Source organism: Cohnella sp. LGH (assembly GCF_017671885.1).
GTDB classification, from domain to species: domain Bacteria; phylum Bacillota; class Bacilli; order Paenibacillales; family Paenibacillaceae; genus Cohnella; species Cohnella phaseoli.
Genome location: NZ_CP072117.1, coordinates 6,245,552 through 6,268,877, shown reverse-complemented (window position 1 = coordinate 6,268,877; position 23,326 = coordinate 6,245,552). Strand labels below are relative to the sequence as shown.

Sequence of the window (23,326 nt, the reverse complement as noted above, 5' to 3'; positions counted from 1 at the left end):
TCTCCTCTCCCTTCCCTTATTCGTTCGGATAGACGATCACCTTCAGGCTCTCGCTCTTATTGTTCATGGCTCGTTCCATCGCTTCCTGCGTCCGGTCGAGCGGATAACGGTCGGTTATGAGCACGGAAACGTCCGCGATGCCGGACGCCAGAATTTCAATTCCCGCGGCATACGTACCGGCATAGCGGAACACGCCGTAAAGATCGACCTCATGGTCGCTGATAAAATGAATATCCAACGGGACATCCGCCTGCACCGGAAGTCCGACGATCGCCAGCTTGCCTCCCCGCTTCAGCGACAGCAGCGCCGATTGCAGCGCCTTCGGATTGCCGGCCGTCTCCCAAGCGACGTCGACGCCCGAGCCGCCGCTTAGCGCCTTGATCGTCTCGACGGCCTCCTGCTCGCGAACGTTAATCGCGTGCGTGGCGCCCAGCTTCTTGGCCGCCTCCAGCCGGACCGGCTCCAGATCGGTGACGTAAATCCGGCTGGCTCCGTAAGCCTTTGCCGCGACGACGGCGAGCAGACCGACGGGCCCCATCCCCATAATCGCCACGGAATCTCCCGGCTTAAGCCCCGTCCGGTTCGCCGCATGAATGCCGACCGAGAACGGCTCGATCAGCGCCGCTTCCTCGTAGCTCAGACTGTCCGGAATCGGGAACAGGAAGTCCTCCCGCATCTTCACGTATTGGGCGAACGAGCCGTCGATCGGCGGTGTGGCATAAAACTCCACCTCCGGACACAGGTTATATCTGCCCGATTTGCAGGCCGGACATCGTCCGCACGTCGTCTGCGGCTCGATGGCGACCCGGTCTCCCGATTTAAGCCGGGTAACCCCTTCGCCTACGGCAACGACCTCGCCGGCGCATTCATGGCCGAGAACCATCGGATAGCGTACGATCGCTCCGCCGATTCGGCCATGCTCGAAATAATGGACGTCGGAGCCGCATACGCCGACCGCCATCACCTTGACGAGCGCTTCGTCCCGTGCAAGCTCGGGAATCGGCCTCTCTTCAGTCACGATCCGGCGCGGCTCCGTCATGACGGCCGCCTTCATCGTTGCGGGAATAGTCATATAAATCACCCTTTTCTCAGATGCTGCAATTCGGACACGATGTGAATCGGGCGATCGTTGAGCAGACCGCCGACTAGATTGTTCGCCGCCGTCATCGCCATGTCGTAGCGAGTTTTCGCCGTTGCCGAACCGATATGGGGCAGCGTGACGACGTTCGGAAGCGCCAGCAGCGGATGGCCCGCCTTCACCGGCTCCGTCTCGTAGACGTCCAGCCCCGCCGCGAAAATGCGCCGGCTGCGCAAAGCCTCGGCCAACGCCGCCTCGTCCACCAGTTGTCCTCTGGACGCGTTGACGAACACCGCCGTCGGCTTCATCCGCGCGAAATGCTCGGCGCGGATCATCCGGGCCGTCTCCGGCGTGAACGGCGCGAGCACGACGACGAAATCGGCCTGCTCCAGCAGTTCGTTCAGCGTACGGTACTGCGCTCCGTAAGCTCGCTCGACGGCCGGCTTGCGCGAGCGGCCGCTGTACAGCACGTTCATGCCGAAGCCGAGGGACGCCCTGCGCGCCACCGCTTCTCCGATTCTGCCCATGCCGACGATTCCTAGCGTGGCATGGTGCACGTCGATCCCGTAATGGGCTTCTCCTCCGCAGCCGGGCTCCCCCCATCTGCCTTGCTTGACTTGGGCGTCCAACTCTGGAACGCGCCTCGCTGCCGCCAGCATCAGAGCGAATACGAGATCGGCGACCGTATCGTCAAGAACGTAAGGCGTATGCGTACCGATCACTCCGCGTGCCGTCATCGCCTTAAGATCGTAATTTTCATAGCCAACCGACTGGTTGCTCACGACTCTCAGATTTTTCGCCGCGTTCAGCAGCTCGGAGTCGATTAGCACGTCGTTCGTAAGCAAACCTTCTACATCCGCAATTTCTTCCAACAGCCGCTCTCGGCTTAAGGGAAGGCCGTGCGGCTCGATCAGCTCGCAGCGTTCCCGTATCATTCGCTTCGCTTCTTCAGGCAGCGACTTCAGCACGAGCGCCTTGGGCATCGCCATAACGTATTCCTCCATCGCATAGACATCGATCGCCCCGTCGCGGACGATTGTTCGATGCTATCATACCTCTCCTGGAGGTACATTAACTTTAGCGAATGGGGTGCACTATTTTTAGGAGAATCCAGCCTGCCTTTTGTATGGCCTCCTGTAAACATGGTATGCTATTTTTAGATATGCCCACCCTTCGGAGGACTCGTCATGATCAATCGCAACATTCGCAACAAGCTATTTTTCGTGTTTTTGGGCATTTCGATCGTTCCCATTTTTATCGTGACGCTCATCTCCTATAACGCTTACACAAGTCTTGTCGCCAAGCAGGTATCGCTCGTTTCGACCGGCACGATCGACAACGCCGTCGAGCGGATCGACCATATTTTTCAGAACATCGACCACATTACGCTGTCGTTCCAGCAATTCTCCACCCGCCCCGGGGCCGTGACGGTCTCGCAGGAATTGAACAAGCTGATCAGCAATCCGAACGCCGATCAGTACGACTTTTTCTTGGCGCGTACCAATATGCTGTTTTTTTTCAACAATCTCATGCTCGGCAACCCGTATTTAAACGGCATCTACATCTTCCTCCCGGATGGACGGTCGATCAGCTACGGTATCAGCACCGACCTCCAAGTCGATTACAGCCCGCTCGGCGACGACTGGTACGAGCGAACGCTGGTGAAAAATGGCGGCCTGTATATCAGCGACGCGAATACGAAGAACTTCATCATTAACGCCAAGCCATCCGTTACGTTCTCCCGCGCGCTGTACGATCCCGATACCCGGCAGTTGCTCGGCGTGCTGATGCTCGACTGCGGACTCGATATTTTCAAAGGCATCGACAAAGATATCGTCCCCGATATTACGAGCATGTTTCTCGTTAACGGCAACGGCAAGATTCTGTACGAGAACTCCGCAGCGCCGCGAATCGGCGAGCGCCTGCCCGAACCGCTAAACGGCTGGGTGACCGTTCAACCCGGAGAAGCCGCGGAAGAAACGGACGGGACGCTGGCCGTTGTGAAGCCGTTCCCCGACAACGATTGGAAGATCGTCGCCTCGATTCGGCTGTCGGAACTGTACAAGCAGTACGGCGTATCCGAGCGGCTTCTGATCTATATCGCGGCAACGTGCGCGGTGATCTTCGTGCTCCTTTCCATTCTGCTCTCTAGCCTGATTACGAAGCCGATCATCGATCTCAGCAAAACGATGCGAAAAAATAAATTGCTCAGCCTCGTTACGGTGAAAAAGAATCTGGAGCGGACGGACGAAATCGGCGTGCTGTACACGGAATACAACAAAATGATTCAGGACATCGACAGATTTATCAAGGAAAGCTATCAGAACCGGCTCATTACGCTCGATTCGCAGATGAAGGCACTAGAGGCGCAGATCAATTCGCATTTTCTGTACAACACGCTGGAGTCGATCAACAGCATCGCCGAGATCGAGGAAGTCGAGAGCATCGCCGTCATGACGAAGGCGCTCGGAGACATGTTCCGCTACAGCATCAAGACGGAAAGCGAGCTGGTCCCGATCGAGGACGAGCTCGCGCACGTTAGCAATTACATGACGATACAGAAAATCCGTTACGAGGACAAAATCGACTTCCGACTCGAGATTGAGGAGGGCTTGTCGTCCTGTAAAGTGCTGAAGCTCATCGTACAGCCAATCATCGAAAACGCGCTGTACCACGGCTTGGAGAGTACCCGAAAAAAAGGGACTGTCGTCGTGAAGGTATTCCGCCGGGAGGAGCTCGTCGTCTTCGAAATCGCCGACGACGGCGTCGGCATGTCTGCCCAACAGCTTCAGGAGCTGAGGGCTCTGTTGAGCGAGCCTCCCGCTTTTAGCGAGCTCGGCCACCGCGATAAACGAAGCATCGGGTTAAAAAACGTGCATTCGAGAATCTCCCTCTACTACGGTACCGAGTACGGCTTATCGCTGGAGAGCGAGCAGGACAAAGGAACGAGGGTCGTTCTCAATGTTCCTATTCTGGATTAGAGGTGTCGCGCTATGTATAGATATATCGTTGTGGATGACGAAGTCCTGATCCGGCGCGGAATGCTGAAGAAGATTCGCGCCGCCGATTTCGGCGATCTGCTTCAGTTCGTCGGCGAGGCGAATAACGGCGAAGACGCGCTGGCTTTGCTCGAAAGCGCCGACCCTGACATTATTATCACCGACATGAGGATGCCGGAGATGGACGGCAAGCTGCTGCTTCAGACGCTTCAGCAAAAATATCCGAACAAGAAAATCATTGTCGTCAGCGGCTACTCGGATTACGAGTACATGAAGGAGGCCATCTCCGCCAAAGTAGTCGGCTACTTGCTCAAGCCTTTCAGCAGGGAAGAGATTAAGGAAACGTTGACCAAAGCGATCTCCTTGCTGGAGGAGGAGCGCTCGGCGTTGAAGCAACTGGAGCATCAGGAGAACGAGAAGCAAGAGATCAGCTACGACGCGGACCTGCAGTCACTCGGCCATCTCATTGTGGGATTGCACCGAAAGGAGAAAGCTCCGGCGTTCCGTTCCGCTCGGCTGCAGGAGGTCGCCTCGGCGAAACGTTACGTCCTGTTGGCGGCCTATTCCTCGGGAGAGCTTGAGGTTTTTGCGAGGGAGTCCGAGGCGCCTTACATCTATGTCCCCCATGTTCAACAGGACCATATGGCTTTTTACTTGTTCTATAAGACGTCGGAGGATGATAAGAGGAATCTTGCTAGTGCCGCGGAGGCAGTCGCCCGGAGCATCGGCGAGCAGGCCTCCGGGAGTCCGAGGTTCGGAATCAGCGGGGAGAAGGGCTCGATTAGCGAACTGTTCGACGCGTACGAGGAGGCGATCGATACGCTGAACGGTATTCTCATCGGTACTGTGGGGGCGGTCGTATCGGTCTTTCGCGGGAGTTCCGGGAAGCCGGCTCCCGGCCCGGAGCCTTGGGAACGGTCGGACGAGCTGCTGTTTTTCATCGAGTCGGGCAACAAGGCCAAGACGACCGAATGGATCGCCAAGCTGTTCGAGCATTATTCTTCGATGCCGGAATTGACGCTGGGCGAGGTCAAGAGCGAATGCCGGCTACTCGTGCAGGAGGTTCGCGACGTGCTGCACCGCAATTTTCAGATCGACGGAGGCCATTCGCCATCGTCCAGCTTCGAGGCAGCTTTAACCGGCTTCTTCGATGCGGAGGCCATCCGCGACTATTTGCTGAACGTGCTTCCGAGCGTCGCGGACATGATGAGCGGACAGAATCTGTACTCGTCCGAGCAGATCGTCGACAATATTAAAACCTATATCCACAACAACTTTAACAAAGTGCTTACGCTAGACAAAATCTCGTCGATGTTTTTCCTGAACCCCAGCTACTGCAGCTTCCTGTTCAAGGAGAAAACCGGCATTAACTTTATCGATTATGTCAACCAGGTTCGCATCGGCAAAGCCAAGGATTTGCTCGAGAGCACCAATGACAAGGTGTACAAAATCGCGAAGTCGCTCGGTTACGACAATACGAAATATTTTTTCCGCGTATTTAAGAAGCTGACCGGGCTAACGCCGGAGGAATACCGGGCCGGCGCTCCTTCAGCCGACTGAATTTCTGTTCGGCTCCGTGCCCCAAGGCGCTTTTTGGGCTTGGCGGCTGCTCACTGCTCACGAACAAGGGACCCTTCCATGTCAGCAAGCTGACTTGGAAGGGTCCCTTGTCGGAATAAGATCAGGTTCGATTATCCTTTAACCGAACCGACGGTCAGACCGCCGATGAAATACTTCTGCAGGAACGCGAACATGACAAGCAGCGGCAGCGCGCAGAGGAAACACGCCGCGAACAGAACGTTCCACGCGGTCGGGTTCGTCTGGTCGCCCATGAAGCCGAGCATGGCCAGCGGCAGCGGAGACTCGGCGGCGCGGGAAATAAAGATCATGTTAAAGAAGTAGTCGTTCCAGATCCAGACGCCCTGCGTAATGACGACCGATACCGTGACCGGCAGCAGCAGCGGGAACACGATCTGCCAAAAGCGACGCATCAGGCCCGCTCCGTCGATCAGCGCCGACTCCTCTACCTCAATCGGAATGCTGCTCTTGATAAACCCGGTATAAAGGAAAGAGGAGAACGGGATGCTGCACGTAATGAACATCAAGATCGGCGTAAATTGCGAGCTCGGAATATGAAGCCCCTGGATCGTCTGAACGATCGGGATAATGACCATCTGGCTCGGCACGACGAGGCCGCACAGGAAAAACAGATAAAGCGCCTTGCTCAGCCGGTTATTGATCCGCGCGATCGGATAAGCGGCCATCGACGTGAACAGCACGACGACGACGACAGAGATGACCGTCAGCAGCAAGCTGTTGCCGAGCGCCTGCATGAAATGCATTTTGTCGAAGGCGACCCGGTAGCTCTCCAGCGAGAATTCGCTGAACAGCTGCAGCGGATTGGTCATGTTCGATACCGAACGGAACGAACTCGATAGCGCGATCAGCAGAGGCAGAATGTTCAATAGCAGGACAAAGGAAATCCCGATATGCGTAAGCGTCTTTTTGGCGATGCCGCCGTTCATGCCGACACCTCCCTTTTGTTCAGCCTAAGCACGAAGAAAATCGTAATGGCGATAATGACGATGAACGATACGACGGCGAGCGCGGAAGCTTTACCGTACTGCATCTCGCGGAACGCCATGCGAAAAATTTCGAACAGCAAGGTGCTCGTTGCCCTTCCCGGTCCGCCGTTGGTCATGATGAAGGAGTAGTCGAACGCCTTCAGGCCGTTGATCAAGCTGAGCGTCACGTTAATTGTCATGGAGGTAGCCAGCAGCGGCAGACGAATAAACCGCGTCACTTGCCAGGAGCTGGCTCCGTCTATGCGGCCCGCTTCCTCCAGATCGACCGGAACCGTCTGCAAACCCGCCAGGAAAATAACCGTGCTCGTCCCGATATGCTTCCAGACGTCGACCGCGGTGATCGCGTACAACGCGGAGCTGTAGTTTCCGAGAAGGTTGAGGCTCGCGCCGTCGAAGCCGAACCAGCTTAATACGGTAGCGATAAGGCCGCTGTCGGGCATATAGACGTAGCTCCAAATGAATCCGACGACGATCGCGCTGAACAAGGTCGGCACGTAGGCGGCTGTACGATAAAGGCCCGTGGCTCTTATTTTCATATTCAGAAGAAAAGCCAAACCCAATGCGATCAAGTTGCTGAACACGACGAATACGAGAGTATAGATCAGCGTGTTGGACAAGGAAGTGCCGGCTACGCCGTCCTTGAAAATCTGCGAGAAGTTATCGAAGCCGATGTAATTGAAGTTTTGAATGAAGCCGTTATAGTCGGAAAAGCTGTATTGGAACAGCCGCAGGATCGGATAGATCCAGAATACAAGATACATCGTCAATGCGGGCACGACGAACCAGTACATCGTTTTTTTCAATACTGCTGAATTCATGCTGGGAGTTCCTTTCCGAATGGAATGGGAAGGGGACCCAAGAGGTCCCCTTCATTCGATTCTTGGCGACGGACCGGATTATTTCTTCCAGAGCTCGTCGAACTTCGCTTGCATGGCGCTGGCCACGTCTTCCGGCGTCGTGTTGCGGCCGCCGATGATTTCGCCGAATTTCACTTGCAGCGTGTCGGCTACGCCGTTCGGCCACATTTGGTTGGCGAAGTAGATCGAATTGCCGCCCGATTGATACAGGTCGTAAGAGTACTTGTAAAGGTCGTTATTCAGCGGAACGCCGTTAAACGCGCTGATCGAAGGATTCAGCTTCACCCATTCCGCGAACAGATCGGAGCTGCTGTCGAACCAGTAGTTAAGCACCTGCTTGACTTCTTCCAGATGCTTGGATTTCGCGTTGACCGCCCATCCGGCCGCCGTCGAGACGGCTTGCCATACCGGCTGTCCCGGCTCGTTGCCCGGCAGCGGGAAAAATCCGCGTTCGAACGTGGCCGCGCCTTGCGCCGTGAGCGTCGGGAAGTCCCATGTGCCGTCGAACACCATCGCCGCTTTACCGTCGATGAACATTTGCGTCGCTTGCGGACCGCCCAGTCCGAGTGTGTTTTTGGCGATGTAGCCTTTTTCGTACAGCTCCTTATACATCGAGAGAGCCTTCACCCAAGTTGCGTCGGTGAATTTCTTCTCGCCGGATTGCAATTTAAGGTCGAAATCCTTGTCGGCCGAGTACACCGTGTTCGCCGCGAGTTGGTACGCGCCGAATTGAATCCACCACGGGTCTTTGTCGCCCATGACGATCGGCGTAACGCCGGAATCCAGCAGCTTCTGGCACGCTTCCAAGAACGCTTGCCAATCCTGCGGCACTTCCGTAATGCCGACTTGCGCGAACAAATCCTTGTTATAGTAAGTGCCGAGCATGTCGATGCCTTTCGTAATGCCGTATACTTTGCCGTCGTTCGACATGTCGCTGCGGGCGCCTTCGCTGATGTTGCCCATAAACGGCAGGTCCGTCAAGTCGGCCAGATAGCCGGCTTTCGACAGGTCGATGATGCTCGCTGCGGAGCCCATTCTCGGCCATACGCGGAAGATGTCCGGCGCTTCGCCGGCTGCCAGCTTCGTCTTGATCGAAGTGTTGTACTGGTCGTCCGGAAGCTTCTGAACTTCGAGCTTGATGTTGGGATACTTCTCGTTCACCATTTTTGGCAATACGTCTAGCTCGAAGTCCTGGCCGTCCGCCGCTTTGTTGCCGGATACGATCATCGTCAGCGTAACGGTCTTGCTTCCCCCGCTGCTCTCGTCGCCTTTGTCGGAGCTGCCGCAGCCGCTAAGCAGAGCTACGGTTGCCGTCAGCGCGGTTACGCCGGCCAGAATCGTCTTCATCTTTTTCTTTCCTTGAAACACGGTTATCAGTCCCCCTGATCATAATCTGTTTTTCGAGCTACGTTCATGTTACCTTCTCTGTCGGTGTATTTACTTTAGTACTTAAAGTGCACAATCTTTAGATAAAAGACGGGAAGCAATCCCTTCTCTTGTATGTTATATTTTGATCAGAATCAGGAAAAAGTAGGGGTGCGAATGAACCGCCTTCAATTGGACGAGCTGCTTCGAGGCCTGGATGCCGTCGAACGCATACAGATCCGCACGAGAGAAAACGTCAACGACTTCGACGGAGGAGAGCTTACGGACGAACCGGACGGGATTCCCCGCATGCAGGGCAAATATTTTTTTGGCAACGACTCGGTATCCGTACGGAAGCATCACAGGTTCGCCGCCATGCCCGTCCATAAGCACGATTTTATCGAATTGAACTATATGTATTCCGGCTCTTGCGAGCAATGGATCGACGGCCAGCGGGTGGTTCTGCGTCAAGGCGACGCCTGTTTAATGGATCGCAACGTGCCTCACGGCATCGCGCCGCTCGAAGAGAACGATATTCTCGTGAATCTGCTGCTGCGCAAGGAGGCGCTCGCGTCCGCTTTTCCGGATCGTGCGCCCAAAGGCGGAGCGGTTGCGAGCTTTATCTCCCATGCCTTGTCCGAGCGGCTTCGACACGGGAGATACATCGTATTTCGGCCCGGGGAACATGCGAAGCTGCACGAGCTGATGCGGGACATGATGTGCGAATTTTTCGATCCAGACGACCATTCATCGGACCAGCTTCGTCATTATGTGCCTATTTTGCTGATCGAGCTGATGCGCGTTTACGACCTTGATCTCAACTACGAGCCGGAACCGCCGTTGCCGCCAGGAATAATCGGCGACGTTCTGCTCTATATGGAAGAGAACCCGGGAAACTGCACGCTGGCCGAATTGGCCGAACTCTTCCACTTCAGTCCTAAATACTTGGGAAGCTTACTGAAGAGCCGAACGGGCCTTACCTACACCGAATGGGTGCAGCGGCATCGGCTGAACCGGGCGGCGCGGCTGCTCATGGAAACCGACGCAAACGTCGAAGAGGTCGCCAGGCAGTGCGGGTACGAAAGCCTCGGATTTTTCTACCGGAAGTTCAAGGCTCGTTTCGGCCGCACGCCCCATGACTTCCGCAGCGCTCCGCTATCGCCTCCTTTATAATCTGTAATGGCGGATCAAATAAGTCGGCGTACAGCTCCAAGCATGACAGTAGCTGTTTATCAGGGGGCTGCCGTACGGGGAAAAGTCCGGGTTGCCCGGATCGTACAGCTCCCAGAACGTATCGGCGCCGTTCTTCAGCATGCCTCCCCAGTATGATTTGATGAACTCCACCGCCTCATCCTTCAGTCCGACGGCAAGGAGCGCCTCCGCAAGATGATGGTACATGTACGGCGTCGTAGGAGAGATCTCCGGTCTCTGGGTAAGTAGACGCTTCATCAGTGCCTTGTTCTCCTCGCGAGGCAGCACCTCCGCCAGCGCCATCCAGATTTGCGCGGCCCACGACACCTGACGTTCCTCTCCGCTGACGAAAAATCCTTGATCCGCATCCCAGAGGGCTTCCATCGCCGCTCGCTCGGCATCAGTGAGCCTGCGTTCGAATTCGCCCTCGCTTGCGCATCCGACCGCTTCGGCCAAACGACTGGCGCGCCTTAACGCGTAAATAAGAACGGCATGCGAAGGGGCCTGCTTGTTTAACGATTCATGCCAGTCGATGAAAGACCACCATGTTTCTTCATCCCGCACGACGCCTCGATCGTCCAGCCGCTCCAATGCCAGCTCGACTTGACGGCGTGCGATCGGCCATAAGTCTTTTAACGTGACCGCGTCCCCGGTCGCTTCATAATAATCGTACAAGGTTACGGTAAAGAATAACGAGTAATCGAACAGGTACGTATCGTCCGCGATCAGCTCCGGCGCAATGAACAGATTGGCGGACACTCGCCCGCGTTCGTCGGGCACTCCGGCGAACAGGTACAGGCAGCGCTTGACGAGCACGTCGTTGCGGAACGTCGCGTAATTCGCGAGCGCCTGCAGGCGCAAGTCGCCCAGCCACAGCCGGCGGTCCCGCTTTGGTCCGTCTTCGAATACGTCCTGCATGCAGTCCTCCAGCGTTTTGACGCTGACCCTGTCGATGTCTGACAGCAGCGGATCGGCATGATCGAGCGGGATAACGTTCGCTCTGTAGGCCGAGGTGACAGTCGCGCACTTCAGATTGAAGAAGCTTACGCGATACTTGGGGGATGTGTCCAGCACTTCGATTTTCATATACCGGAAGCTGTAGCGCCGCGGCAGGATCACCTTTCCCGGAAGCACGTCCACGTAAAGCGTCTCCTCCTGCAGCCATGAGCTGCTGATCCATCCTTTGTAGCTTGCGAACGGCACCGCCATTTCCACCGGCATTTCTCCGAAGGTCAGCCTTAGCTTCAGCGGCGCATCGGGGGGACTGCCAACCGGCCGGACCTCGAACGATACGTATCCGACGCGATGATCGCCGAAATCCGCGATCGCCGACTGTCCCTTCCCGAGCTCCCGGTTTTCGAGCGCGTCGATCTCCGCATCGCGTACCGCCCTCCACCCGTGCATGGCCGTTTCGTCGGCTTCGACCCTCACGAGCTGCGTCGGCTCGACCTCCTCGTTAAATAATTCAGGCTTGAGCTCATCGGCCATCCGAATGAACTGTTCGTTGCGTACAATCGTCTTCTGAGCCGCTTGAAATTTGGCTTGATCTGACATGTCACCGACCTCCATCGTAACCGTTTCCTCCACCCTACCTCTTTTCGTTCACCGGTAACATGCCCGATCGCCTTGTTTTTTTATCCGATGATCCGATTGTAGATCAACACAGCCGCTTCGGCTCTCGTCGATTCCTGAATGGCCAGGATGATAAATCCGCCTCGGGCTTTCATATGTTTTCATAGGGCCAATGGTCGCTTTTAGATCTGCAAAACAAGAACCTTCGTGAGGGAAATTAGTCGAAAAACCATACAAAGCTACACGGATTAGGTCCAAACGGCGGGTGTTTGTACGAAAAACCGTACAAAGGAACTCAAATCAGGCTCAACCACAGACATTTGTACGAAAAACCGTACAAAACGACGAATATTAAGGGGGGCATGGGGCTTCGTAAGGCTATGCCGCCAGAAAACACCAAACAGGCGAGCCCCCGTTATGGGAAAGCTCGCCTGTTCTGCCTTGCCTTTATTTCATTTCCTTCGTCGGTCCCGCTACAGGAGGAACGGGCAGCCCCGCTTGACGGAGCAGCACCGTCATTTGGCCGCGGTGATGCGTCTGATGATCGATGAAATGGCGCAGAAACTGGCCGCGTTTCGTCGGACCCATGAAGCCTTTGATTTCCTCGGCCAACTGCTCGTCCGACAGATTCTTTGCTTCGTTGTTATAAGCGGCGATAACCTCTTCATACTTAGCGACGATCTCCGCCATCGTCGACGGCACTTCTAAGTCGCGTGGGATCATAGGAATATTCAGGCCTGCGAAGTGGCCGAACCCTCCGCCCGAGCCGACCAGATGCCACGCCAACCAACCCAGCGAGCTATGTCCCTCAACGATCGCCACATTCATCTTGTCGTCGGTGATCGCCTTCATCACAGCCAGCGTTCCCGCCGACGATGCCGCCCAATCCGCCAGAAAATCCTCCGCTTTACGATACATGATTAAGCCTCCCCAAATGGTTTCTACTCTATTTTAAACTCGATGGGAGACGAATTCAAATCGCTTGACAACCCGCTGGCGGCCTGCGAATATGACGCTAAAATTGGATAACCCCCGCTAAAGCAAGCACCCCCGTAATCAACGCCGCGATGAAAAAAACAATGAAAAACCACTTCGTGAATTTCCAGCTCATATTCGAGCCTTGCCACCAAACTGTACCGTAGATGACTGCCCCCAGCAGCATAACGGAAATAAAAGCAATAAAAGCATTAAACACTAACCCCACCTGCGCTTCCCGAAAATGATTATTTAATGAGCTTACATTTCGCAAAATCAGCATAAATCAGCCGCTCGGATTTCTCTATACCTCCGAAGTGATATTTTTACTGTAATCGGAGGCCGCAGACGATTTCTCTATATCGCGCGCCGCTGTTTCTAGTACAATACATTTAGTGGCATTAATCGAGTTTAGAGGTGTGCGGAAATGCAGGGAAAAAGGCTGACATTAAGAGACGCGATACAAGAGCAAGGCGCGATGACCGCGGAACGGTTTCTCCCTCTGGCTAGGGGAGTTGCGGCCGGAGTTGAAAATCTTCATCGCATGCATAAGCTTCATCTGGATTTGCGGCCCGAGAGGATCGAAATCCTGCAGAACGGTACAGAGGCGGCGCTCATCGACACAGGTTACGAGGCGAGCGGCTCGCCCGATGGTTATGCGCGCCCGGCCTATAATGGCAGCTTTCATGCAAGCTTGCCCTATTGCTCCCCGGAGAACACCGGCAGAATGCAAAGAAAAATAGATGAACGCAGCGATTTGTACTCCTTGGGCGTTATTTTCTATGAAATGCTGACCGGACGTTTGCCCTTTCTGGCGGATACCGATCATCCGCTGGAATGGATTTATATGCATCTTGCGCAAAGCCCCGCCCCGATAACCAGCGCTGATTTGCAGCTTCCGGACGGCCTGGAAGCGATCGTGATGAAGCTTTTGGACAAAAACCCGGATCGCCGCTACCAGAACGCCGGACTTCTCATTGCCGACCTGGACAAGATCGGACGCTCCGACGATACCTTCTTCACCATGCCCGGCTTTTACGGCAGAGAGGCCGAAATGGCGGTCATGACCGAAGCCTTCTATTCCGCCTGTCTCGGATCGGCAGAGGTCGTCTACGTGTCGGGAGAAGCCGGAATCGGAAAATCGAGCTTACTGGACGAAATGTTTCGAAAGCAGCCGCAGACCCGGGACTTCTACTACATTACCGGAAAGTTCGAGCAAATCCCCAAGCAAAGCCCTTATCCTCCGATCATACAAGCCTTTCGCGGACTTGTCCGCCATCTGCTGGGCGAAAGGAAGCAGCGGTCCGAGGTCTGGAAGCACAAGCTGCGAACCGCGCTGGGGGCTAACGCCGGCCTCATTACGGCGATGATTCCGGAAGCCGATCTGCTTCTGGACGTTACCTCCTCCGAGAGCGAGTCGGAGCTATCCAATCATGAATCGGGGACAAGATTCGTTTATGCTTTTCGTAAATTCGCGCAGGCGCTGGCATCCAAGGATCATCCCATCGTCCTGTTTATCGACGACTTGCAATGGGCCGATGCTTCATCTCTCGAATTGATTCGCGCTCTGCTCTCCGATCCGGAAAGCCAGTATTTCCTGTTCGTCTGCGCTTACCGTCCTTCGGAGACGGATCGCAGCAAGCTTCCCGGTTACGAGTCGGACGGGAGTATTGCCGTTCAGGCGGCCATCCGCCACATCCCTCTATCTCCTCTTGGCCCGGAGCAAATCAATCGGATAGTGATGGAGACGCTGGGCAGCCCTGCAGACGTGGCGATGCCTCTGACGGAATTGCTGTATTCGCAATCCGGCGGAAATCCGTTTCATTTCAAGCAGATTCTGCTTCGCCTGCAGGACGACCGCTGTTTGCTCTACAACCGCGAAAAGCATAGCTGGCAATGGAGTCTGGGAGAAATTATCGAGCGCCTGCCCGGGTACGCCATTCACGATTTGATAGAGCATAGGCTGAGCCGCTTGTCTACCGCCGCACTGAAGCTGCTCCAGGCCGCCGCTTGCGCGGGAAGCGTCTTCGATCCCTGTTTAGTCGCGCCCGTTGCGAACTTGACGTCGGAAGAGGCTATATCGGAATGGTCGGCGATGGAGGCCGAGGGCATGCTTGTTCAAGGAGAGAACGGCAAGCTCCGCTTTGCGCACGACAGCATTCAGAAGCTGATCTACCGGAAGCTCGACGAGCGAACTAAACAGAATATCCATCTGTTAATCGGCCGCAGTCTGATCGCGGCGAATTCCGAGGGTTCCGGAGCCGAAGGAAGCCTATTTGACGGGATTAACCATCTGAATCTGGGCTCGGCGCAAATGACCGACAAGAGGGAGTTAAGACTGCTTGCCGTAAAAAATTGCGATGCGGGCAACCGTGCGCTGGAGACTTCCGCCTATGACGTCGCATTGGAGTATTTCAGCAAGGGCGTCGAGCTGCTATCCGCGGAAGATTGGAACGAGGAGTTCGAGCTCTGCTTCGAGCTGCACGCTCGGAAAGCGGAGTGCGAGTTTCTGTGCGGCAATCATCGGCAATATGAACGGGATATTCAGCTCGTGCTGGATCGGGCGCGCAACCCGGTCGAACGAAGCCGGGCGCAGATGATTAGAATTATGCAGCTGATTAATCAAGGCAAATATGTGGAAGGAACCGCTCTTGGCCTGCAAAGTCTAAACGAGCTGCAAATTAAAGTCTCTTACAATCCGGGAAAATTAACGCTTCTAATGGAAGGAATTCGGATCGAGGCGCTTCTTCGCGGCCGTTTCGACCGGCTTGCCCAGATGGAGGAAATGTCGGATAAAGTCCGGATCGCCGCGATGAATCTGATCTTCGCCATCATTCCATCCACGTTTTTTACGAATAAGGATATCTTTTTTCTGCTTATGTGCCGCGCCATTCAACTGTCGCTTCGCTACGGCAACACGCCCGTATCCGCCGCCGTCTATTCCGCCTACGGCATGCTTCTCGGGAGCGGAATGGGCAAATTCGGCAAAGGCTACACCATCGGCAAAGTCGGCGTCGAGCTGTCCGAACGATACAACGTCCCCTCGGTGACGAGCAAAACCTACACTGTATTCGGCGGAGTGCTATGCCAGTTTGCCGGGAACGCCCGCGAAGGCGACGCTTATTTGGTCAAGGCGCTGCGCTACAGCTTGGATTCGGGCGATTACGTCTTCGCAAGCTATGCCATGGGCGCTCACGTCAATTCCTTGTACACGCGAGCGTCCTTAAACGAACTGGCGAGAACGATCGCCGACTACATGGCCGTGCTGGATACGACAAAGGACGAATTCGTCAGGCAAAATTTTTATCTGTATCAGCAGGTCATTCTCGCCCTTCAAGGAAAAACGGCTGCGCCGGATTCGTTCAGCAGTCCCGACTTTGACGAGGAGGCGTTCCTGGAGCGGATTCGCCAGGAGGAGACATCGGCCACTACCTTATTCCAATATGGTACGTATAAGACGCAGCTCTACTATTTGCTGGGCAATAGCGAGGAGGCCGCCCGCTGGGCCCGCCATGCGGAAGCCTACGAGGATTATGCCACTCACCTGCCCCATCTGCCGGAATGTCAGTTCTACGAGGCGCTTGCCTTGGCGGAAATCCATGCCCGATCCCGACGAAGCTCGTTAACGAGAAAACGGCTCGTTCGGGCTCTTCGGCGGTTCAGAAGATGGACGGGGTGGAGCTCCGACAACTTTCGTTCTAAACAGCTGCTTCTGGATGCCGAGTATGCGCGGGCTGAAGGGAAATTCTCGCTGGCCGAGGAAATCTACGATAAAGCAATCCGGGAGGCCAGAGAGCAAGACGACTTCCGAATCATCGGACTGGCGGGTGAGCTGGCCGCCGTTCATTACGACAGCTGCGGCAAAAGAACGACGGCTCTCTATTATTGGCAAGTGGCCGTCGACGGGTACGAACAGTGGGAGCTTCCCTTGAAGCTGCGGCTTGCGGAGGAGCGGCTGCAAGCGTTGCGGCGGCAAGAGCAAGCGGCGGCTCCCGCGGCGGAATACGAGGCGGATCCGACAGGTCTTCCTGTCGATGTCGCCAACATCGTCGCGGCGACAAGCGAGCCAGGCGAATCTTATACGCTCGACGGCGCCGATCTTACCGCAATTGTGAAAGCCAGCCAAACGATGGCCAATCGCATGGACATGGATGCTGTGCTCGCCGAAATATTGAGTACGATTTTGAAGCATGCAGGCGCCAGCAAAGGCGCTCTGATCACGGGCGGTCAGGAGGCTCTGTATATTCAGGCATACTCGGATTCCGAGTCCGACGCCGAGGACACGGGCAGAGTTTCTTCTCTGCCGCTAGAGGTGCTGGACAGTTCCCTGGTGCCGGAGGGTCTCATACGCTATGTCGCGCGGACGCGAGAGAGCGTCCGATACTCTGCCGACGAAGAGAGCTGGTTGATTCATAATCCGTATATCGACAATCGCCGGCCTCAATCGGTGCTATGCGCCCCTGTTGTCGTACACGGCATTATGCTGGGCGTGCTGTATTTGGAAAACAGATTGGCCGGCGGCTTATTCGCCGCGGATCGTCTCGCCGTCCTGCTCGCTATGGCTTCGCAGGGCTTGATGCTGTGCGTGCTGCAAAGCTCGCCGAGTCCGGTCTATGCGGAGTCGGAAGCGGAGGATGACGTCCCCGCCCCCGGTCTAATGGACGAGCCGCTTACCGAACGGGAGCTGGAGGTACTCGCCTTGCTTGCGGCCGGACTCTCCAACAAGGAGATCGCCGATCGTCTGATCATCGCCGTCGGCACGGTAAAGGTGCACGTCAAAAATATTTTCGCCAAGCTTAAGGTCAATCGACGCATTAAGGCAATAGAGCAGGCCAAGGAACTCAAGCTGCTGAGGTAACCCTGTCCGGCCGTCCTGCATGAAGCTGCCTCGTTTTGTACAGGTGCAATACGCGTGGCCAAGCCTTTCTGCCGTCTTTTGCAGAAATTTGTCGTATGCTACAATGGAAGCGTTAAGTCTCTCCAAAGAATGGAATCTATTATTGACATAACGCCTGAAAGCGAAGTGGACAACCATGTTTTCGGAAATCAAGGATGTCATGTTCCCGGTATCTGCTCTTGAGGAATCCTCTATCGTAGCAATCTTGGATCGCAATAGTGCTTTTTCATATGTCAATCCGCAATTTTGCGGCATATCGAAGTACGCTCCCGAAGAGTTGATCGGACGGACCTACGAATCGCTGACTGCCGCCGACTTTAATTCCGATAAAACTTTGGGAGAAATGAAGCGGACGATAGAGCAAGGGAAGGTATGGAAGGGCGAAATCCGAATTGCGTCCAAGGACGGCGGCGGCGCCTGGCTTGCGCAGACCATCATTCCCCTTGTCAATGAGCACGGAGAGGTGCAGCAATCGGTCTCGATCGGCACGGACATCTCGGAGCGCAAAGAAAATAAGCTTAAGCTTATGCAGACGATGGAAAATTTGCGCGACATCGAGAAAGCACTGGACGAATCGTCGATCGTCGCCATTACCGATCGTGCAGGGGTTATTACCTACGTTAACGAGAAGTTTTGCGAGATTTCCAAATACGAGAAGCACGAGCTATTGGGCAAAACGCACCGGGTCATCAACTCCAACTATCATCCGAAAACTTTTTTCAAAGAGATGTGGGGCACGATCAAGAGCGGACAAGTGTGGAGGGGCGAGGTCAAAAACCGGGCGAAGGACGGCACGGAATACTGGATGAATACGACGATCGTTCCCTTCCTCGACGACAATCGCCAGCCTCGTCAGTTTATCTCGATCCGGTCCGATATTACCGATCGGGTGAAGGCCGAGGAAGCGTTGGCCGAGCGCACCGAGCAGTTAGCCAGAACGCGGGACGAAGCGGTCAAGGCCAATATGATCAAAAGCCAGTTTCTCGCCAATATGAGCCATGAGCTGCGCACGCCGCTTAATGCGATTATCGGCTATAGCGAAATGCTGCGGGAAGAGGCCGAAGAGCTCGGAGAGACGGTATTCGTCGAAGACTTGGGAAAAATCAGCAAGGCGGGCAACCATCTGCTCGCTCTGATCAACGATATTCTCGATATTTCCAAAATCGAGGCAGGCAAAATGGAGCTTCATCTGGAAACGTGCAGCTTGCCCGATCTGATTCAGGACGTGACCACTACGATCCGGCCTTTGGCGGAGGAAAAAGGAAACCGTCTTAACTATGAATGTATAGCGCAGGACATCATTACGACCGATGTGCTCAAGGTGCGGCAAATTCTGATCAACCTGCTGAGCAATGCGAATAAATTCACCGATGCGGGAACGATCACCTTGCGCATCTTCCGAGAAGCGCGCGATGGCTCGGACGGATACAGCTTTCACGTACAGGATACGGGAATCGGCATGACGCCGGAGCAGATGGAAAAGCTGTTCTTTCCGTTTACGCAGGCCGACGCATCGACGACGCGCAAATACGGCGGCACCGGTCTCGGGCTGGCAATCAGCCAGCGAATCAGCCAGATGCTAGGCGGCGATATCCGCGTGGAAAGCGAGCCGGACGTCGGCACCAGCTTCATCTGCTGGCTCCCGATTATGGAGGAAAAGCCAAGGGAGGCTCAGCAGTCAAGTGTGGAAGCCGATCCGGGCAATGCGGAAGAAGCGTCGTCGTCCATCAATATTCTGCTTATTGACGACGAAGCCTCCAACCGCGAACTGATGCAGCGGTATATCGCCAAAACCGGCTGGAGCATGGCCTACGCTGGCACCGGGCCGCAGGGTATCCGATTGGCGAAGAAACGACGTCCGGACGTCATCTGCCTCGACATTCTGATGCCCGATACCGACGGCTGGGAAGTGCTCGCCGCTCTGAAGGACGACCCGGACACCGCCGACATTCCGGTCATCGTCTGGACGATGCTCAGCGACAGACAGCGCGGCTACGCCTTGGGCGTCTCCGAGTTTCTGACCAAGCCGTCCGAACGGGACAAGCTCATCGATACGATTAGCAAGTATATTCGTACTGAAGGGACTGTCTCATACTCCAATTGATTGGAAAGTTAGTCGAAAAATCATATAAAGCAACTCAAATAAGAAGGAAACGACGTACGCTGTTCGAAAAATCGTACAAAGCAACTCGATTCAGGCTCAAACGACGGAGGTTTGTAGGAAAAACCATACAAGTCGACCAAGATCAAGGGTTGTTAACCTTTACGACTCTACCTAGAAAATGGCAGCTCCAACACTTTATCCATCGGGAAGTCGCGTCCGCTCCAAGCCTTCACCTGCGTCCATGCGGCTTCTCCCTGCCAGAACGGTCAGCGCACTTGGGCGGGCTCTATGGCCGCTTCCAATCGGCGCTGCAGCGCCATCTGCGCAAGATGCTGGAACGCCCCGAAGCGGAGAACTCGGATCGGTGCCGGCATCGATCGCATGGCGAGCAAGCTCTGCGTACTCCCTGCGATATCGCCCCTCTTCCCCCTCGTCGCTTCCGCTCTCCAGCCACGGCGCCAGACCGCACAGCAGCCGCCCCAACGCTTCCAAGCTCGATCAAGCTTTCCCGGATTCATGCGGCTCCGCAGGTGTCGAGAAGATTTGCGTACCTCGAAACAAATGCCCTTCTCAGCGCGTCTAAGTTCTGTAAGGAAATATTTGCTTATGGAGGTCTCTCTATGGAATTGATAGAGGATAAATCGTTGAACAAATCACACAAAGGCCGCTTGTTCCGCCGCCGGCTCGTTGCAAGCATAGCTTCTGCATTGCTGGTGATTCAGGGTGCTGTCGTCGCCCTGCCGCAGCCCTCGTATGCCGAAAAGGCCGATATATCTGTGCCCAATTGGTACCCCGGCTCCAGTATCCAAGTGCCTGAGCTGAAGCCGGCTTGGACCGCGCAGGTAGATAACTATCTTGAAATGAATGATCCTTATGTCTGGACTCAGGCGGTCGCAGAAGATGGGAAGGTGTTCACCTTCGCCGATTCAAAGCTGGTCGCGCTCGATGCGAAGACGGGTAAGAAGCTGTGGACTTATGGCAAGGACTTGACGCCTTATGTTGTTTATCGTGATGGGATCATTTACGGAATGACGGGGATGGGCGACCAAAAACCCTTCGCTGTGGACGCGAAAACAGGAAAAGTAAAATGGCAGTCGAACACGTCCACATGGATCGATACCCGGTTGAGGACAGAGGTACTTGTGCCGACGGCCGATACGCTTTATGTGATCAAGGGAAGCATTACCTTTGCCTTAGACAAAGCAACAGGCAAGCTGCGCTGGAAGGCAGACGAGCCGGCGGCTGAAGGACAAGGCAGCGATTATTTTGAAGAAGCAAGCGGCGTTATTCTCCGAACCTTTTCCGTCCAGGGGGCGCTTTCGTCCATTCAGTTGAATGCCTACGACAAAAAGACGGGCAAAAAGCTGTGGGGAGTATTCGGTCAAGGGGAGGCGGTTCGCGTTAAAGACGGACTCGTGTATTCCATTGACTACTATTCTCCGCGGCTTGGCGACTATCAGTCCGAACCTGCACGCAAATTGACGATAAATGCTTATAATCTCAGAACCGGCGAGAAAAAGGGCAGCCGCGAATACAGCTGGACGCTGACTGGCGAGCCGCCCTACGAATCGGGCAGCTATGGCGCGCTTATGAGCGACGACAAGCTGTACGTTGAACAAGCCGACAAAATAGCGGAATACGATTTCGACGCCTACAAGGCTGGGGCGGCGCCTTTACGAACCTTTCAGCGGCCTTACGGAGACGACTGGACGATGCTCCAAATCACTCAGGACCGGCTGTTCTATCGGGATACGACGACCGGGGAGCTGGCGGGCATCAAGCTGGCAAACGGACAGGATGTCGGATGGAGAGGAGATGCGCCTGTCTCGCAGATTGACGTCTATGGCAAAGGCATGTATCGGTCGCAGCGCAATGGCACGTTTCTTGGCATCAATATGCTGACGACCAATGTATTATTTAAAGTAGAAACCGGAGCGGATCTGCACGGCACAACGCTAAAAACAGGCAATATGATCATCATTCAGGCGGAAGGCCGACTGCTAGGCGTGAAGCTTCCGGCAGCTCTCCAGTAATCTGCAAGCAAAACTGGCTGCATCCGCTGCAGCCAGTTTTGTTTGCATTCCTATTTTATTGCTTATCCTTGCTGTATCAGATCAGGTCCGACGCTTTCAGCAGCCGTCTGATCATGACCATCACTTCGGCGCGGGTCATATTCTCCTTCGCGGCAAGCCGGTTGCCGCGTCCGTTGACGATCCCCGCCTCCAGAGCAAACGCTGCGCTGTTTCTCGCCCATGGCGACAGCCGATCCGCATCTTCGAAGACCGATAGCCGTTGCTCTGCCGCAGTACCCGAAAGCTTGCTTTGCAGGCCCGTAAGCTCCATCGCGCCGGCAAGCATCTTCATGGCCTGTTCCCGCGTAAGAGTCGCGTTCGGACGGAACCCGCCGACCGTCAGCCAATATTCAAATAGCCCCAGCTCGCGACTGCTCACGATCGCCTCCTGCGTCCCGAACCAGATCGGATAAACGATTCCCCCGGAAGCATAAACTCCTTGCCTCGGTGGAGAATTGTCGGCTTTCGAGAAATCGGCTTCCGTCAGCGGCAGCCCCGGATACAGCAGCCATTCTCCATTCAATCGCACCGCGCCGCTTGTCGTCATATCCCGATCATGAAGATTAACAATCCCGTTCTCAGCCGGCACCGATCGGTCTCCTTCACTGCGGAGCTCGGCCCCAATCCAGCACAAAGGCAGCAGAGTGAGCAAAACAATGCTCCCTAGAAGCTTAAGCCAGTAGTATTTCGTCATTATACTTCTCCCGCCGCAGCAGCCGTCGATCGCTGCTTATCCCCTGGTTAACTTCCTCCCTATTCTAACGATACGGCGCCGCAGGTGTCGAGAAAATTTCCATACTTCGAACGGTACCGACTCGCAAAGCCTGATGCTGCCCAGCAACAGTAAAAAAGCGCGATCCCATCTGGCCGCAAACATGGCCAGCGGGATCGCGCTTGTCGCTCATCCAAACAAATAAATTTTGAGTTCCTTGTAGAAATTTTCACGGGTTCCGCAATAAATAAACACAATGTGATTATCCGCTTCGTGAATCGCATAACAAATACGTACCGAAACCCCTTTAAACGTAAAATCGTACGACATATACTCTCGTAAATCTCCGCTTAATTGATACCCTTTTTGTGGATTTTCCACAATAATTGCTTGATGATTCAGTAACTCGGCATGAAGAGCGGGAGCTTTCTTAGCGATTGCTTGCAGAAGTTTCTCCATCTTCTTCGTTGAAGAATACGTCCAGACCATTAAAATCGAGATCCCCTTTTTCGTCGTCCGATCCCGAATCAGCCATATCCTCCATAAACTCATGAACTCGTTCGGCCAGTAAGCGGTGATATGCAGTTATGCGATGCGACAATTCCCTTGCCAGTTCTTCCTCAGACAGACCCTCTGCGAGAGTCTTGCGAACAATTAGCTGAATATCGTTCTCTTGCAAAGTCTGCTTGATTCGCACCGGCTTCAGGAAAATCCCATCATCCATCAAGTATGCTTGGACCTCGTCTTCCATGTTTAAGGCATCAAAATAGCTTTTCGGAATTGTGAGCTGTCGTTTACTGGTAATCTTGATATCCCGGAATTCGATAACCCCCGTTAGCTTATTCATCATAATTAATTATTCACCTTTTCTAATCGTACCCGTTATAGAAATCATTATGTTCCAATTACTCACTCATTA

18 protein-coding genes are annotated in these 23,326 nt (G+C 54.8%); 6 read left to right on the top strand and 12 right to left on the bottom strand.

Going from position 1 to position 23,326, the window contains the following annotated elements; all coding sequences use genetic code 11:
• Positions 1-16: 16 nt before the first annotated feature.
• Together J4772_RS26180 and J4772_RS26175 are read right to left on the bottom strand one after the other, a co-directional pair.
• Positions 17-1,078 (bottom strand): NAD(P)-dependent alcohol dehydrogenase, encoded by a 1,062-nt coding sequence (locus tag J4772_RS26180; RefSeq protein ID WP_209077452.1) that lies wholly within the window; start codon positions 1,076-1,078, stop codon positions 17-19.
• Positions 1,078-2,067, bottom strand: coding sequence for a 2-hydroxyacid dehydrogenase (locus J4772_RS26175; protein ID WP_209072040.1), 990 nt, complete (start codon positions 2,065-2,067; stop codon positions 1,078-1,080). The genes J4772_RS26180 and J4772_RS26175 overlap by 1 nt, the downstream gene beginning before the upstream one ends.
• Positions 2,068-2,265: 198 nt before the next feature.
• Between J4772_RS26175 and J4772_RS26170 the strand changes: the two genes are divergently transcribed.
• Positions 2,266-4,059 (top strand): sensor histidine kinase, encoded by a 1,794-nt coding sequence (locus J4772_RS26170; protein ID WP_209072039.1) that lies wholly within the window; start codon positions 2,266-2,268, stop codon positions 4,057-4,059.
• 12 nt (positions 4,060-4,071) lie between these two features.
• Entirely contained in the window at positions 4,072-5,637 is a 1,566-nt protein-coding gene (locus J4772_RS26165; protein ID WP_209072038.1) for a response regulator transcription factor, read from the top strand.
• A 131-nt stretch (positions 5,638-5,768) separates the two neighbouring features.
• Here the strand turns inward: J4772_RS26165 and J4772_RS26160 are convergent, their stop codons facing one another.
• From J4772_RS26160 to J4772_RS26150, 3 genes are all read right to left on the bottom strand, one after another.
• Positions 5,769-6,602, bottom strand: coding sequence for a carbohydrate ABC transporter permease (locus J4772_RS26160; protein WP_209072037.1), 834 nt, complete (start codon positions 6,600-6,602; stop codon positions 5,769-5,771).
• Complete coding sequence (locus J4772_RS26155) at positions 6,599-7,480, bottom strand: carbohydrate ABC transporter permease (protein ID WP_209072036.1); 882 nt, start codon at positions 7,478-7,480, stop codon at positions 6,599-6,601. The genes J4772_RS26160 and J4772_RS26155 overlap by 4 nt, the downstream gene beginning before the upstream one ends.
• A gap of 78 nt (positions 7,481-7,558) precedes the next feature.
• A complete protein-coding gene (locus tag J4772_RS26150; protein ID WP_247740858.1) occupies positions 7,559-8,887 on the bottom strand; it encodes an ABC transporter substrate-binding protein in 1,329 nt (442 codons plus the stop codon).
• 174 nt (positions 8,888-9,061) lie between these two features.
• Here J4772_RS26150 and J4772_RS26145 point away from each other — a divergent pair, with 174 nt between their 5' ends.
• Positions 9,062-10,057: an AraC family transcriptional regulator gene (locus tag J4772_RS26145; RefSeq protein WP_247741230.1), complete on the top strand. Its 996-nt coding sequence runs from the start codon at positions 9,062-9,064 to the stop codon at positions 10,055-10,057.
• Here J4772_RS26145 and J4772_RS26140 read toward each other — a convergent pair.
• The 3 genes from J4772_RS26140 to J4772_RS26130 all read right to left on the bottom strand — a co-directional run bounded on the left by J4772_RS26140 (position 10,052) and on the right by J4772_RS26130 (position 12,905).
• Entirely contained in the window at positions 10,052-11,629 is a 1,578-nt protein-coding gene (locus tag J4772_RS26140; protein WP_209072034.1) for an alpha-L-rhamnosidase-related protein, read from the bottom strand. The two genes, J4772_RS26145 and J4772_RS26140, sit on opposite strands and share 6 nt — an antisense overlap.
• Positions 11,630-12,094: 465 nt before the next feature.
• Positions 12,095-12,565: a DinB family protein gene (locus tag J4772_RS26135; protein WP_209072033.1), complete on the bottom strand. Its 471-nt coding sequence runs from the start codon at positions 12,563-12,565 to the stop codon at positions 12,095-12,097.
• 97 nt (positions 12,566-12,662) lie between these two features.
• On the bottom strand, positions 12,663-12,905 hold the full coding sequence (locus tag J4772_RS26130) for a hypothetical protein (RefSeq protein WP_247740857.1): 243 nt from the start codon (positions 12,903-12,905) through the stop codon (positions 12,663-12,665).
• A gap of 144 nt (positions 12,906-13,049) precedes the next feature.
• On the opposite strand from J4772_RS26130, the gene J4772_RS26125 reads away from it, so the two are divergent.
• The gene (locus J4772_RS26125) at positions 13,050-17,480 is read left to right on the top strand and encodes an AAA family ATPase (protein WP_209072032.1); all 4,431 of its coding nucleotides are present in this window, start codon (positions 13,050-13,052) and stop codon (positions 17,478-17,480) included.
• Positions 17,481-17,655: 175 nt separating this feature from the next.
• A complete protein-coding gene (locus J4772_RS26120; RefSeq protein ID WP_209072031.1) occupies positions 17,656-19,623 on the top strand; it encodes a PAS domain-containing hybrid sensor histidine kinase/response regulator in 1,968 nt (655 codons plus the stop codon).
• 195 nt (positions 19,624-19,818) lie between these two features.
• Here J4772_RS26120 and J4772_RS26115 read toward each other — a convergent pair whose 3' ends face one another.
• Complete coding sequence (locus tag J4772_RS26115) at positions 19,819-20,115, bottom strand: DUF2264 domain-containing protein (RefSeq protein WP_209072030.1); 297 nt, start codon at positions 20,113-20,115, stop codon at positions 19,819-19,821.
• Between the two features lie 128 nt (positions 20,116-20,243).
• Between J4772_RS26115 and J4772_RS26110 the strand changes: the two genes are divergently transcribed.
• Positions 20,244-21,656: an outer membrane protein assembly factor BamB family protein gene (locus J4772_RS26110; protein ID WP_209072029.1), complete on the top strand. Its 1,413-nt coding sequence runs from the start codon at positions 20,244-20,246 to the stop codon at positions 21,654-21,656.
• A gap of 76 nt (positions 21,657-21,732) precedes the next feature.
• Here J4772_RS26110 and J4772_RS26105 read toward each other — a convergent pair whose 3' ends face one another.
• The 3 genes from J4772_RS26105 to J4772_RS26095 form a co-directional block, all read right to left on the bottom strand.
• A complete protein-coding gene (locus tag J4772_RS26105; RefSeq protein ID WP_209072028.1) occupies positions 21,733-22,389 on the bottom strand; it encodes an S-layer homology domain-containing protein in 657 nt (218 codons plus the stop codon).
• 207 nt (positions 22,390-22,596) lie between these two features.
• Positions 22,597-22,866, bottom strand: a complete 270-nt coding sequence (locus J4772_RS26100; protein ID WP_247740856.1) for a type II toxin-antitoxin system RelE/ParE family toxin — start codon at positions 22,864-22,866, stop codon at positions 22,597-22,599.
• Positions 22,838-23,257 (bottom strand): AbrB/MazE/SpoVT family DNA-binding domain-containing protein, encoded by a 420-nt coding sequence (locus J4772_RS26095; RefSeq protein WP_209072026.1) that lies wholly within the window; start codon positions 23,255-23,257, stop codon positions 22,838-22,840. Before J4772_RS26095 ends, J4772_RS26100 begins: the two co-directional genes overlap by 29 nt.
• Between the last annotated feature and the right edge of the window lie 69 nt (positions 23,258-23,326).